Below are 12,665 nucleotides of genomic sequence, written 5' to 3' on the forward strand. Positions count from 1 at the left end.
TGGACCTGCCTTGACTACAACCCCAACACACAAGAGGCTCATCATGGCGGCTTCCCCCGTGCACTACCCCTGGTACAAGAAGGAGGACACCGATGCCTTCTTCGCCCTCTTCCAGAACAATATCGCCAACTTCGTCATCATTGCCATCACCATGCTGGGCATGGGCTTTCCCGCTTCCATTGTCTTCGGTCAGGTATTGCCGGGAGCCGCGGTGGCCGTGATGGTCGGCAATTTCTACTACGCCTGGTCGGCGGCACGTCTGGCGCGCAAGGAGAACCGCAGCGACGTCACTGCGCTCTCCTATGGCATCTCCACGCCGGTGATGTTCGTCTTCCTGTTCGGCGTACTGCTGCCGGCCAAGCAGCTGACCGGCGACGCCGAGCTGGCCTGGAAGGTGGCGGTGGCGGCCTGCTTCATCAGCGGCGCCATCGAGGCGGCGGTCAGCCTGATCGGCCGCTGGGTCCAGTATCACCTACCGCGTGCCGCCATGCTCGGTGCGGTCGCGGGGGTCGCCTTGACCTTCATCGCCGGCGAGATGCTGTTCAAGACGCTCGAAATGCCGGTAATAGGGCTGCTGGTGCTGGCGATCATCATCGTCGGCCTGGTGGCGCGCGTCAGCATGCCGTTCCGCCTGCCGACCTCGCTGTTCGCCATCGTCATCGGCACCGCCATGGCCTACCTCATCGGCGATGCCGGCGGCGAGCGCTTCAGCGATGCCTTCACTCACCTGGGCTTCTACCCGCTGCTGCCCAACCTGGCCTGGTTCGAGGGGCTGGGGCTGCTGTTCACCGGCATGCTGGCGGTGCTCACCGTGGTGCTGCCGATCACGCTGTACAACGCCATCGAGACCATGAACAACGTCGAGGCAATGGAAGCCGCGGGCGACAAGTACGACGTTCGCGAGTGCCAGGCCGTGGATGGCGCCGGTACCATGATCGGCGCCCTGTTCGGCGGTGTCTTCCCCACGACCGTCTACATCGCCACGGTAGGGGCCAAGTGGATGGGCGCCGGTCGCGGCTACAGCATCCTCAACGGCGCCGTTTACGCCCTGGCCACCATGTTCGGCCTGATCGCCGCCCTCGCGGCCATCATCCCGGTCTCGGTGGTCGCACCGATCCTGGTCTTCGTCGGCATGTCGATGATCGCTACCGCCTTCCAGAGCAACGATACGCGCTATTATCCGGCGGTTGCGCTGGCCATGCTGCCCTACTTCGCCAACTACGTGATGACGCGCTTCAACCGGGCTGCCGAGGAGACGGTAACGGGAATCTCTTCGGGTGTCGTGCCGATGGGCCAGGGCGCGATGTTCATGGCCATCTTCATCGGCGCCATGACCGTCTCGGTCATCGACCATCAGTTCCGTCGCGCCGCCATCTTCGCCGCAGTGGCGGCGGCCTTCTCCTTCGTCGGACTGATGCACGCCCCGGAGCTGGCCGTGAACGCCGCCTGGGACTTCACCCTGGGCTATCTGGTGATGGGCGCGCTGTTCCTCTACTTCGCCTGGCAGCAAGAGAAGTCGGTAGCTCCCCATGCCTCCCCGTCCAAGCCCGCCGCGGCTCCCCAGCCGCCAGCGGCCGACTGAGGCACAAAGCATCGGGGGCGCAGCTGCGCCCCCGGTTCCCTTGACTGGCTCCCTCGGGATTCGTTGGGTTCGTTGAGAAGAAGCGGATCCCGGTTCAGTTGGCGTCGATGGTACTTTCGGCTTCCGTCTCGCCCTCTGCCGTCCCCCTGATGCGATCGCGATTCTCTTCGATCCGATCCTGGGCAGGTTCGGCAGCCCGCTCCGAGGCACGATCCAGCCCAGGTGCTTTCGGTTTGTCGGCTTCGGCTTCGACCTCCGTTTCCACGTCGGCATCCATATCGGACGTCGCGTCGAGGTCGTCAGTGGATTCCGATTCCGTCTCCATATCGCCGTCGAGGCTGGCATCGGTATCGCCATCGACGCTGGCATCGGTATCGCCATCGACGCTGGCATCGGTATCGCCATCGACGCTGGCATCGGTATCGCCGTCGACGCTGGCATCGGTATCGCCGTCGACGCTGGCATCGGCATCGCCGTCGACGCTGGCATCGGCATCGGCATCGCCGTCGACGCTGCCATCGGCATCGCCGTCGAGGCCGCCCTCGGCATCACCCTCGGCGCCGCCATCCAGGCCGCCCTCGGCACCACCTTCGGCGCCGCCATCCAGGCCGCCCTCGACACCACCTTCGGCTCCGCCATCCAGGCCACCCTCGGCATCGCCGGCCTGGGCCAGCAGCATGGGAGACGATTCGCTGGTCACTCCCAACGATGCCGCGGTGGAAACATTGCCGCTCTGCCACGTTTCACTCTCGGCATGAGCGGTCGCGCCGGCCAGGCCGGCAAAGATCAGGGCCATACTGGCAGTCAGTGTCTTGAGCTTCATAGCGCCTCCTTCTCCCCGTCTCCTTGGGGGTGGTTCGGTCAGACTCCTGATGAGCGGCTCGCAACGATACCGCTCATGCCCTACCTAGCGAGAGACATGCCATGCCTAACAAAAAATTCGTAAAAACAGGAAATTGAAAAAGAACGGCGTTCATGCAGCTGCCTGACAGCTGACTAGGGCAGCCTGGATACGTCGCAATCAAGAGACAGGCAATTAAAGCGCTCACCCAGAAAGCTCGCCCAGAGACACGCATGGTAAGAAGGCAAAGCCCCTGTCACCATTTCGCGACATTACGCCTCGAGCGCGGCAGAAGCCGGTCAACCCTTCCGACGCGACGAGGCCCTGCCGAACGTTCGACAGGGCCTCGTCGATACCCACCCGTGCGCTACGTCACGCAGCGTCGTGGGACACATCCAGGCCGCTCGGGTCGATGACGGCCACGCTGGTCAATCAGATCGACCAGGCATAGCTCGCCGACTTCACCCGAGGCCACAGCGACTCCCGCACGAGAGCCGCCGTGCAGGCAGCCTTACTCCGCAGGCTGGGCCGGCTGGCCCTGCTGCTGTTGCATCTGGTTCTGCAGGTCCTGCATCTGCTGCTGCTGCTGGGCAATCGCCTCGTCCAGCCGCTGCCGCTGCTCATCGGTGAACACCGACTCGATACGGGACTGCAACAGCACGGTTTCGGCGGTGATCTCCCCGGTCAGGTCGCCCAGGCGTGAAGCATCCTCACGAATGACATTCTCATCGTAGTCAGGACCGACATGATCGCCGAGGCGCGCCTGGAGGGCCTGGGCCTCCTGCTCCTTGGGTGCCAGCTGACGCTCGGCCTCGTCCAGCAGACCACGGATCTCCTGCTGCTGGTTCTCGTCCAGGTCGAGCAACTGATCGAGCTGGTCCACCTGGTCTCCCTGAGGCGGAGCCTGCATCTCCTGTGCCGCCACGACGCCAGTGATGCCCAGGGTGAGCACGATCGTTGTCAGAAACTTGGTGAGCTTCATCACTTACTCCATTCCATCAGAGTTGCTTTCATGACCCGTACGGTCGAGCCACTACGTCCTATCCCAGACAGCGCAACAGGCGTCAGGTTCGCTCACGCGGCAAAAGTTTCGACTCGACGCCTGCCTCGGCACTGCTGCGGGCCAGCATGTGGCGCATCAGCCGCCAGGCCAGCGTGCCCGCCACCACGTTACCGAAGGCCGCTCCCATGGCGAGCCCCGGCAGGCCAGCAAGCGACGATCCGAGCCAGAGGAACGGTAGGTAGCAGAGGAACAGCCTTGCGGTGGACATCAGCATGGCGCGCAGCGGCCAGCCCAATGCGTTGCCGGCAGATACCACCAGCATGCAGACCCCGAGGGCGGCGTAGCTCGGCAGCAGGAACCGGACCAGCACCGTCAAATCGCTCCGCACATCGGCGCTGCCCGCCAGGAGCTGAGAGACCCAGGGCGACAGCAGCGCCAGTCCCCCACCCAGCAGCAGCTGCCACCCGATGACGACCCTCAGCGCCAGGCGTATCAGCTGCCTGACCTGAGCCCAGTCACCGGCACCGTAGCAACGCCCCAGCCAGGGCGGGAGCGACATGGTCATCGCCAGCACCACGACCAACGCCAGCGTTTCGAGCCGACTCGCCAGCCCCCATGCCGCCACCGCCGACTCCCCCAGGCCAGCTACCACCGAGACGGCAAGCATAGCCGCCAGCGGCGGCATCAGCTGGCTGACCATGGCCGGCCCGGCGATGCCGGCGAAAGCGCCAGCCGAGCCGGCCAGCTCGCGCCTGAGCCCGTGACGCGTCAGCCAGTCGCGCCGGCGCAGCCGGTAGACGGCCAGCAGCAGCCCGCTGCCGAAGGCGATGGCCGTGGCCCAGGCCGCGCCGGGAAGACCAAGCCCTGCCCAGGGCCCGACGCCGAAGATGAACAGCGGGTCGAGCAGCAGATTGATCAGGCTCGTGACAACCATCAGCTTGCCGGGCAAACGCGTATCGCCGTGGGCGCGAAACAGGCTATAGACAAAGTAGAGGACCGCCCCCAGCCACGCCGCCAGCAGCTGCGGCGCCCAGTAGGCGCGGATCAGCGCACGTGCCGTCGCGTCGGCTCCCAGACGAGAGAAGATCGGCAACTGGGCCCACCACAGCACGAACACGAGCAGGGCGATGGTCACGCTACCCACTACCAGCACCAGCGAACCCAGGCGCCGGGCCCGTTCGACCTCGCCGGCCCCAAGCGCGCGCGAGATCAGTGCCGCTATGGCGATGCCGAGCCCTACCTGCACGCCGATGACGAGAAAGGTCAGCGGAAAGGTGAACGACTGCGCCGCCAGCGGTGCCGTACCCAGGCGGGCAACGAAAGCACTGTCCACCAGTTGGAAGCCCAGCAGCGCCAACACGCCGATCGCCATCGGCCAGGTCTGGCGCCACAGGGTCAGCCCCAACGAGGGCGCGGTATTGTCACTTTGTGTCACGCACTCTCCCGTACAAAACGCGACACCCCCGGATCAGTCCGGGGGTGGCAGTGTCATGACGTTGAGCCAGGTTACTGGCGCACCCCCTCGAAGGTGACGTAGAGCTCGAGTTCGTGCATCGCTTCTGGGAAATCGCTCATGTCGATACCGAAGTCCGCCAGGGTCAGCATGGTGCTGCCCTCGAAGCCGGCGCGATAGCCGCCCCACGGGTCTTCGCCCTCGCCCATCAGGGTGACCGGCATCTCGATCTCGTGGGTCTCGCCGTGCAGGGTCAGGTCTCCGGTCAGCACGCCCTCGTCGTCACCGTTGGGCGTGAAGCCGGTGGAGACGAACGTGGCAGTAGGATACTCACCGGCGTCCAGGAAATCGCTGCTGAGGAAATGCTTGTCACGCTCGGCATTGTTGGTGTTCAGGCTGTTTACCTGTACCTCCATTTCCACGCTGGAAGCCTCGAGATCCTCGGGGTCGTACTGGAAACGGCCCTCGAACTCCTCGAAGGAGCCGAGAATGTATGAGTAGCCCAGGTGATTGATCTTGAACTGGATGAAGGCATGCTGTCCCTCGGTATCCACCACGTATTCAGCGGCCGGTGCCGTACCGGCGGCGGCCAGGGAAACGGCGCCAAAGGCAGTAGCGAGTGCGGCTTTCTTGAACATCGAGTCTCTCCTTGGTTGAGCGCCCACAGGCGCTGGCGTTCAACGGCGACGCGTACGTGCCGGGTTCATCATGCGAATGAGAGTATCGTAGCGATCGAGGAAATGGTGCTTCAGTGCCGCCAAGGTATGGCCCGCCGCCAGCAGCATCAGCGCCACGGCACTGTACCAGTGGATCTCACCGGCAATGCTGGCCTGGTCGGGCAGGTGACTGACCAGCGCGGGCACCTCGAACCAGTCGAAGACACTGATGCCACGTCCGCGAGCGGTGGAGATCAGGTAACCGCTGACCAGCACCGCCAGCATCAGCACATAGAGGGCGATATGACCCAGATGGGCGGCAAAGCGCTCTGTGCGGCTACCGTGGGCCGCGGGGACAGGCTGGAACAGGCGCCAAGTTACGCGCAGCAGCGTGGCAAACAGCAGCAGCATACCGATGGAGCGGTGCCACCACGGAGCGCGATTGTACCAAGGGTCGTAGTAGCCCAGGTCCGTCATCCACCAGCCGAGCAGGAACAGGCCCACGATCGCCACGGCACTGGCCCAGTGGAAGAGGATGCTGACCAGGCCCCAGCCTGAGCGGGTGTTGCGCCACATCTCGTCGCTCCCGTTGCGCTGCGTGATCGATGGGAGGCAGCATACCGTAACGAATGCTCAGGATGCGCTGAAAAAACCGAACGTTACGTTCGTAAAAATTCCCGGTCGTTGTCACGGGGCGCCCTTCCACGCCCGGAGCGCTCAGATCAACGCATCGAGGCCGCGCGCCAGGTCGCTGCGAATGTCCTCGAACGCCTCGAGCCCTACCGCCACGCGGATCAGGCCCTCGCCGATGCCGGCCGCCTCCTTCTGCGCTTCGGAGAGTCGACCGTGGGTAGTGGTGGCAGGATGGGTGATGGTGGTCTTGACGTCTCCCAGGTTGCCGGTGATCGATAGCATGCGGGTGGCATCGATAACCGACCAGGCCGCCTCGCGCCCGCCTCTCACCTCGAACCCCAGCACCGCACCAAAGCCGCCCTGCTGACGCCCGGCCAGCTCATGCTGCGGGTGGCCCGGCAAGCCGCTGTAGTGAACACGCGCCACTGCCGGATGCCCCTGCAGCCATTCGGCCAGGGCCTGGGCATTCTCGCAGTGGGCGCGCATGCGCAGGCCCAGCGTCTCGAGTCCCTTGGTGAAAATCCAGGCATTGAACGGGCTCAGGCACGGTCCGCAGGTACGCACCACGCCAAACACCTCCTCGAGTTCCTTGTCACGTCCTACCACGGCGCCGCCGATCGCACGACCCTGGCCGTCCAGGTATTTGGTGGCGGAGTGGATGACAAGGTCGGCCCCCAGCGCCAGTGGCTTCTGCAGTGCCGGCGTCAGGAAGCAGTTGTCGATGGCCAGCAGCGCGCCCGAGCGATGGGCAATGTCGGCGAGCGCTGCGATATCGACAATCTCGGAGAGCGGGTTGGAGGGGGTCTCGGCGAACAACAGGCGCGTTCGGGGCGTGAGCGCCGCCTCCCAAGCCGCCAGGTCGGAGAGTTCGACGTAGCGTGTGGTGATACCCAGCTTGCCGAAGTACTTGTCGAACAGGCTGACGGTGGAGCCGAACAGCGAGCGCGAGGCGACGATCTCATCGCCGGCCTGCAGCAGGGCGAGCACGGTCGCGAGTATCGCCGCCATGCCGGAACTCGTCGCCACGCAGCGCTCGCCCCCTTCGAGCGCCGCCAGGCGGCGCTCGAAGGTGTGCACCGTGGGGTTGGTGAAGCGCGAATAGACGTTGCCCGGCTCCTCGCCCTTGAACTTGCGTGCCGCCTCGGCGGCGCTGGCATAGACGAAGCTCGACGTGGGGAAGATCGGCTCGCCGTGCTCCTGTTCATGAGTGCGGTGATGTCCGGCACGAATCGCCAGGGTTTCCAGCGCCCAGCCGTCGTCGGGGAATGTCTCGTCATGCATGCTCGGCCACCTCAGTCGTCGATGTCGTCTTCCTGATTGTGCATGCCCACCAGCGCGTGGGCACCGACGCTCTGCTGCTCCTTGGCAGCGTCGTTGCGCGAGGCCTCGAGGGCCGAGAGGTAGCCGTCGTCGATATCGCCGGTGATGTAGTTACCATCGAACACCGAGCAGTCGAACCGTTCGAGACCGGGGTTGACTTCGCGGCAGGCGGCCTTGAGGTCATCCAGATCCTGATAGAAGATGCGGTCGGCACCGATCAGCTCGCCGACCTCAGCCTCGCTTCGGCCATGCGCGATCAGCTCGGCGGCCGCCGGCATGTCGATACCGTAGACGTTAGGATAGCGCACCGGTGGCGCCGCCGAGGCGAAGTAGACCTTGTTCGCCCCCGCGTCGCGTGCCATCTGGATGATCTGCTTGCAGGTGGTGCCGCGAACGATGGAGTCGTCCACCAGCAGCACGTTCTTGCCCTTGAACTCGACGCCGATGGCATTGAGCTTCTGGCGCACCGATTTCTTGCGCTGGGTCTGCCCCGGCATGATGAAGGTACGGCCGATGTAGCGGTTCTTCATGAACCCTTCACGATAGGTCACCCCCAGGTGCTGGGCGAGCTCCAGCGCCGAGGTGCGCGAGGTATCGGGAATCGGGATCACCACGTCGATGTCGTGCTCCGGCCATTCGCTGCGGATGCGGTCACCGAGCTTGCGCCCCATCTGCATGCGCGTGCCGTAGACGTAGGCGCCGTCGAGGATCGAGTCGGGGCGTGCCAGGTAGACGTGCTCGAAGATGCAGGGCGACAGCGTGGGCGCATCGGCGCACTGCTGGGTATGGAATTCGCCCTCCATGTCGACGAAGATCGCCTCCCCCGGCGCCAGGTCGCGGTGCAGTTCGAAGCCGCCGACATCGAGCGCCACCGACTCGGAGGCGATCATCACCTCCTGGCCCGTGCCTTCGTCGCGGGTGCCGAACACCACCGGGCGGATGCCGTTGGGGTCGCGGAAGGCGACCAGGCCGACACCGTTGATGATCGCCACCGCAGCGTAGCCGCCGCGGCAACGACGATGCACCCGCCGCACCGCGTCGAAGATGTCGCCGGGGGAAAGGTGCAGCCCCTGCTTGCCCAGCTCATGGGCGAAGACGTTGAGCAGCACCTCGGAATCCGAACTGGTATTGATGTGGCGCAGGTCGGAGGAGAACAGCTCCTGCTTGAGCTGGTCGGAGTTGGTCAGGTTGCCGTTGTGCGCCAGCGCAATGCCGTAGGGCGAATTGACGTAGAACGGCTGCGACTCGGCTTCGCTGGACGAGCCCGCGGTGGGGTAGCGCACATGGCCGATACCCAGGTTGCCCTGCAGCCTCGCCATATGGCGCGTGTGGAACACATCGCGTACCAGGCCGTTGCTCTTGCGCAGCAGAAAACGTCCTTCGCTCCAGGTCATCATGCCCGCAGCATCCTGGCCGCGATGCTGAAGCACCGTCAGGGCGTCGTAGATCGCCTGGTTAACGGTCTGCTTGGCCAGAAGGCCGACGATACCGCACATTCCACCTTACCTCGCTTGCAGGGGGCCAACCGCAGTCGGCTTGATAATAGCAGTAGTGACTTACTGGGCGCCGGGCTCGGAAGTGCCGGCATCGCGGCGCTCGGGCAGCGAGAGATTCCGCCAGCCCTCGGGCGCCTCGGGAACGCGCCCTTCCCAAGCCTCGAGCTGGCTCACGGCCCAGTCGCGCAATTGCTCGAAGGTGGGCCGCAGTTCTGCATTCTGCCATGCCTGCAGCTGCGCCAGCGGCGTCAGGCTGATCAGGATGGTGGCTACCACCAGTATGGCCGCTCCGCGGGCGACACCGAAACAGGCGCCGGCGACACGGTTGAAGAAGCCCATGCCGACCCACTCCACGGCGGCATGAACCATGCGGATGACGATGCCGCACAGCAGTACCACGCCAAGGATCACCAGCACGAAGGCCAGCACCAGCCGGCCGTCGGGGTTGTCGATCAGTCCCGAAAGCAGATCGGCCACCGGCTCGGCCAGCAGTCGAGCGGCCAACAGGGCGATGATCCACGCCGCCAGGCCCAGTCCCTCACGAACCAGACCGCGCATGAAACCGGCCAGGGTCGAGACGGCCAGAACGGCGAGAAAGCCCCAGTCGATCCAGGTCAACATCATGCGTTCAGTCTCTCACACGGACCAGCAAACCCTGCAGGTTGACCTGCTCCTTGATGGCACTCATGGCGCGTTCGCCGGAATCCGAGGATTCGAAGGGCCCCACGTAGACCGTGGTCATGCCGTTCTCGCGCCGCCGGCTGTAGACGGGGAACCCCTGCTCCTGCAGCTGCGTCTGGAGGCGCTCGGCGTTGCCCGACTCGCCAAAGCTGCCCACCTGCACGGCCCACTCGCCCTCCGACGAGGCGCTCACGGAGTCCTGGCGTTCGGGTTCGGGATTCGCGGCAGTGGAGCGCTCGCCCTCCAGGCGTTCGGAGGCAGCCCGGGCCAGGTCGGCAATCGGATCCTGCCGAGGCGCCTCGGATGGCGGCGAGGCCTGCTCCGCAGCGCCGTTCGTCTCGCCCTGCTGCAAGGCCACGGCCGGTTCCGCCTCGACCCGTGCCGTATCGTCGGGCTCGGGCTCGACGTCTTGCAGTGGCGGCTGCGGTTCCACCAGCGAGGGATTCGTCTCGGGGGTGCGGATCTGCCCCAGGCTCGTCGGCGGCTGCGGGTCGGGCACGTTGCGCCGCTCCACCGGGACCGGCTGCTCGATGGTCAGCATCGGCTGGGGACGCTCGTCGCGGGGGGCCGGCTCATCGAACAGCATCGGCACGAAAATCACCGCCAGGGCAATCAGGATGATCGCACCGCTGATTCGTTCGCGCATTCCGTACTTCATCATCCCTCCTGCCCGGCTAAGCTGCCTGTGCCTGCTTCCACGCCAGTATGGCCGCTACCGTGAAGAAGGAGCCGCACACCAGCACGCGATCGTCGGGCGCCAGCCGCCCGGCCAGCCATGCCGCACCATCCTCGGGCGTCGGGGCCTGGTATGCGACATGTCCCGCTTGCCCCGCGATGCGCTCCGCCAGGTCCGCGGCGGTGCGTGCCCGCTCACCGGCCAGGGTCACGGCCACCCAGCCATCCGCCACGCCGGCGAGCGCGGCGACGACGCCATCGGCGTCCTTGTCACCCAGCATGCCGAGCAGCACCCAGGTTCGCCCGCGGCACGGCCGCTCTGCGAGACGGCCCGCCAGGTAGGCGGCAGCGTGCGGGTTGTGGCCCACGTCCAGGCACCACTGGCCCATCCACTGCATGCGGCCGGGCACCTGCAGGTCGCGCAGGGCCAGCCGGCAACTCACTTCGTCGAGCGCAATGCCGGCCGCGACCAAGGCCTGCAGCGCCGTCGCCGCATTGTCCAGCGGCAGCCCCGGGTCAGGCAAGTCCTCCACGCTTGGCGAGGCGTGATCGCCAACGGCTCCCTGCCAGCCGAAGCGGCCGACGGCACCGGGCGTCCAGCGAAACTCCTGCCCCAGCGCCAGGACCGGGGCGCCGCAAGCCTCGGCGCACTGGCGAACGCTGTCGGGGAGCTCGCTGCTGCCTAGGACGACGGGATGTCCGCCACGCATGATGCCGGCTTTCTCACGGCCGATTGCGTCGAGGTCGGTGCCGAGAAAGGCGGCATGGTCGAGGGCGATGGTGGTGATGACGGCGACGTCGGCATCGATCACGTTGACCGCATCGAGCCTGCCTCCCAGCCCGACCTCGAGAATGGCGAGGTCGGGGCGGCGGCGGGCAATGGCCCACAGCGCCGCCAGGGTCCCGGCCTCGAAGTAGGTCAGGCTGACAGGATCGTCGGCCAGGCGCGCCGTTTCCACGGCTTCGAAGCCGGAAATGAGCGTGACATCGTCCGCCTCGGCGCCATCGAGCCGCAGCCTTTCGTTGTAGCGCAGCAGGTGCGGCGAGGTGTAGGCGGCGGTGGTGAGGCCATGCGCCCTGGCCAGTGCCTCGATCATGGCGACGGTCGACCCCTTGCCGTTGGTGCCGGCGACGGTGATCACCCGCGTCGCCAGGCGCTGCTCCAGCAGTCCCATGCGGCGGGCCACCTCGGCCACTCGCTCGAGGCCGAGGTCGATGCCCACCGGGTGGATCCGCTCGAGGTAATCAAGCCAGGCGTCCAGCGTACGGGGTGACGGAGAGGTCATCACGGGCGATCAGCGCGGCGCATCGGAGCGATCGGCATCCGCGGAGGACGCCGATGGCGAAGCCTCTTCCGGTGCCTCGGGTTCGAAGGCGTCAATGACCTCGCCCTCCTCCGCCGCCGCACGCTCGGCCTCGTCGACCAGGTCCGGTTCCAGGGGCCCGGGAAGCTCCAGGCCCTGCGGAGGCTGGTGGGTGAGCTTGCGCAGCACGGCACCGAGACGGGCACGCATCTCGCTGCGGGTGACGATCATGTCCACCGTGCCATGCTCGAGCAGGAACTCGCTGCGCTGGAAGCCCTCCGGCAATTTCTCGCGCACGGTCTGCTCGATCACCCGCGGCCCGGCGAAGCCGATCAGCGCGTTGGGCTCGGCCACGTTGAGATCGCCGAGCATGGCCAATGATGCCGAGACGCCGCCGAACACCGGGTCGGTCAGCACCGAGATGTAGGGCACGCCGGCCACGCGCAGGCGTTCCAGCGCCGCCGAGGTCTTGGCCATCTGCATCAGCGAGAACAGCGCTTCCTGCATGCGCGCCCCGCCCGAAGCGGAGAAGCAGACGAAGGGAATGCGCTGCTCGAGCGCCAGGGTCGCGGCACGCACGAACTTCTCGCCCACCACGGCCCCCATGGAACCGCCCATGAAGGTGAACTCGAAGGCCACCACGACCACCGGCAGGCCGTCCAGGGTGCCACGCATGGCGACCAGCGCGTCCTTCTCGCCGGTCTCCTTCTGCGCCGCACCGAGGCGGTCCTTGTATTTCTTGGAGTCGCGGAACTTGAGGCGGTCCACCGGCTCCAGGTCGGCCGAAATCTCCTCCCGCCCCTCCTTGTCGAGGAACCAGTCGAGCCGCTTGCGCGCCGTCAGCCGCAGGTGGTGGTCGCACTTGGGGCAGACGTTGTGATGCTTTTCCAGTTCGGGAAGATAGAGTACCGCCTCGCATTTCGGGCACTTGCGCCACAGGCCGTCGGGCACGCTGGCCCGCCGGTCCTTGCGCTGAATCCGCCCCATCGAGGGAACAATCTTGTCGAGCCAGCTCATGTCA

The 12,665-nt window shown here is 66.0% G+C and carries 12 protein-coding genes; 1 reads left to right on the forward strand and 11 read right to left on the reverse strand.

Annotation, left to right across the window (positions count from 1 at the left end):
- Positions 1 to 43: 43 nt before the first annotated feature.
- Positions 44 to 1,582 carry an NCS2 family permease gene (locus HNO51_RS12570; protein WP_197447682.1) on the forward strand — a complete coding sequence of 513 codons (1,539 nt, stop codon included), beginning with the start codon at positions 44 to 46 and terminating at the stop codon, positions 1,580 to 1,582.
- Between the two features lie 94 nt (positions 1,583 to 1,676).
- Here HNO51_RS12570 and HNO51_RS12575 read toward each other — a convergent pair whose 3' ends face one another.
- From HNO51_RS12575 to accD, 11 genes are all read right to left on the reverse strand, one after another.
- Positions 1,677 to 2,405 carry a hypothetical protein gene (locus tag HNO51_RS12575; RefSeq protein ID WP_209537591.1) on the reverse strand — a complete coding sequence of 243 codons (729 nt, stop codon included), beginning with the start codon at positions 2,403 to 2,405 and terminating at the stop codon, positions 1,677 to 1,679.
- 529 nt (positions 2,406 to 2,934) lie between these two features.
- Complete coding sequence (locus HNO51_RS12580; RefSeq protein ID WP_197447684.1) at positions 2,935 to 3,405, reverse strand: Spy/CpxP family protein refolding chaperone; 471 nt, start codon at positions 3,403 to 3,405, stop codon at positions 2,935 to 2,937.
- Between the two features lie 82 nt (positions 3,406 to 3,487).
- Positions 3,488 to 4,798: an MATE family efflux transporter gene (locus HNO51_RS12585; RefSeq protein ID WP_209539234.1), complete on the reverse strand. Its 1,311-nt coding sequence runs from the start codon at positions 4,796 to 4,798 to the stop codon at positions 3,488 to 3,490.
- Positions 4,799 to 4,932: 134 nt separating this feature from the next.
- The gene (locus HNO51_RS12590) at positions 4,933 to 5,517 is read right to left on the reverse strand and encodes a YceI family protein (RefSeq protein WP_197447685.1); all 585 of its coding nucleotides are present in this window, start codon (positions 5,515 to 5,517) and stop codon (positions 4,933 to 4,935) included.
- Positions 5,518 to 5,556: 39 nt separating this feature from the next.
- Entirely contained in the window at positions 5,557 to 6,111 is a 555-nt protein-coding gene (locus HNO51_RS12595) for a cytochrome b (protein ID WP_209537592.1), read from the reverse strand.
- A gap of 141 nt (positions 6,112 to 6,252) precedes the next feature.
- The gene (locus tag HNO51_RS12600) at positions 6,253 to 7,449 is read right to left on the reverse strand and encodes an O-succinylhomoserine sulfhydrylase (RefSeq protein WP_197447687.1); all 1,197 of its coding nucleotides are present in this window, start codon (positions 7,447 to 7,449) and stop codon (positions 6,253 to 6,255) included.
- Between the two features lie 11 nt (positions 7,450 to 7,460).
- Entirely contained in the window at positions 7,461 to 8,984 is a 1,524-nt protein-coding gene (purF, locus tag HNO51_RS12605; RefSeq protein ID WP_197447688.1) for an amidophosphoribosyltransferase, read from the reverse strand.
- 60 nt (positions 8,985 to 9,044) lie between these two features.
- Positions 9,045 to 9,608, reverse strand: a complete 564-nt coding sequence (locus tag HNO51_RS12610) for a CvpA family protein (RefSeq protein ID WP_209537593.1) — start codon at positions 9,606 to 9,608, stop codon at positions 9,045 to 9,047.
- 4 nt (positions 9,609 to 9,612) lie between these two features.
- Positions 9,613 to 10,323 carry an SPOR domain-containing protein gene (locus HNO51_RS12615; RefSeq protein ID WP_197447690.1) on the reverse strand — a complete coding sequence of 237 codons (711 nt, stop codon included), beginning with the start codon at positions 10,321 to 10,323 and terminating at the stop codon, positions 9,613 to 9,615.
- A 16-nt stretch (positions 10,324 to 10,339) separates the two neighbouring features.
- The gene (gene folC, locus HNO51_RS12620; RefSeq protein ID WP_209537594.1) at positions 10,340 to 11,626 is read right to left on the reverse strand and encodes a bifunctional tetrahydrofolate synthase/dihydrofolate synthase; all 1,287 of its coding nucleotides are present in this window, start codon (positions 11,624 to 11,626) and stop codon (positions 10,340 to 10,342) included.
- Positions 11,627 to 11,635: 9 nt separating this feature from the next.
- A complete protein-coding gene (gene accD, locus HNO51_RS12625; protein WP_209537595.1) occupies positions 11,636 to 12,661 on the reverse strand; it encodes an acetyl-CoA carboxylase, carboxyltransferase subunit beta in 1,026 nt (341 codons plus the stop codon).
- Positions 12,662 to 12,665: the final 4 nt, after the last annotated feature.

It is taken from the genome of Billgrantia sulfidoxydans (assembly GCF_017868775.1).
GTDB lineage: Bacteria > Pseudomonadota > Gammaproteobacteria > Pseudomonadales > Halomonadaceae > Halomonas > Halomonas sulfidoxydans.

What these genes read in the sequence shown, in the direction of transcription:
- HNO51_RS12590 (WP_197447685.1), bottom strand. Translation starts at nt 5,517, where the DNA reads ATGTTCAAGAAAGCCGCACTCGCTACTGCCTTTGGCGCCGTTTCCCTG.
- HNO51_RS12615 (WP_197447690.1), bottom strand. Translation starts at nt 10,323, where the DNA reads ATGAAGTACGGAATGCGCGAACGAATCAGCGGTGCGATCATCCTGATT.
- HNO51_RS12600 (WP_197447687.1), bottom strand. Translation starts at nt 7,449, where the DNA reads ATGCATGACGAGACATTCCCCGACGACGGCTGGGCGCTGGAAACCCTG.
- HNO51_RS12595 (WP_209537592.1), bottom strand. Translation starts at nt 6,111, where the DNA reads ATGTGGCGCAACACCCGCTCAGGCTGGGGCCTGGTCAGCATCCTCTTC.
- HNO51_RS12570 (WP_197447682.1), top strand. Translation starts at nt 44, where the DNA reads ATGGCGGCTTCCCCCGTGCACTACCCCTGGTACAAGAAGGAGGACACC.
- HNO51_RS12610 (WP_209537593.1), bottom strand. Translation starts at nt 9,608, where the DNA reads ATGATGTTGACCTGGATCGACTGGGGCTTTCTCGCCGTTCTGGCCGTC.
- accD (WP_209537595.1), bottom strand. Translation starts at nt 12,661, where the DNA reads ATGAGCTGGCTCGACAAGATTGTTCCCTCGATGGGGCGGATTCAGCGC.
- HNO51_RS12580 (WP_197447684.1), bottom strand. Translation starts at nt 3,405, where the DNA reads ATGAAGCTCACCAAGTTTCTGACAACGATCGTGCTCACCCTGGGCATC.
- HNO51_RS12585 (WP_209539234.1), bottom strand. Translation starts at nt 4,798, where the DNA reads ATGGCGATCGGCGTGTTGGCGCTGCTGGGCTTCCAACTGGTGGACAGT.
- folC (WP_209537594.1), bottom strand. Translation starts at nt 11,626, where the DNA reads ATGACCTCTCCGTCACCCCGTACGCTGGACGCCTGGCTTGATTACCTC.
- HNO51_RS12575 (WP_209537591.1), bottom strand. Translation starts at nt 2,405, where the DNA reads ATGAAGCTCAAGACACTGACTGCCAGTATGGCCCTGATCTTTGCCGGC.
- purF (WP_197447688.1), bottom strand. Translation starts at nt 8,984, where the DNA reads ATGTGCGGTATCGTCGGCCTTCTGGCCAAGCAGACCGTTAACCAGGCG.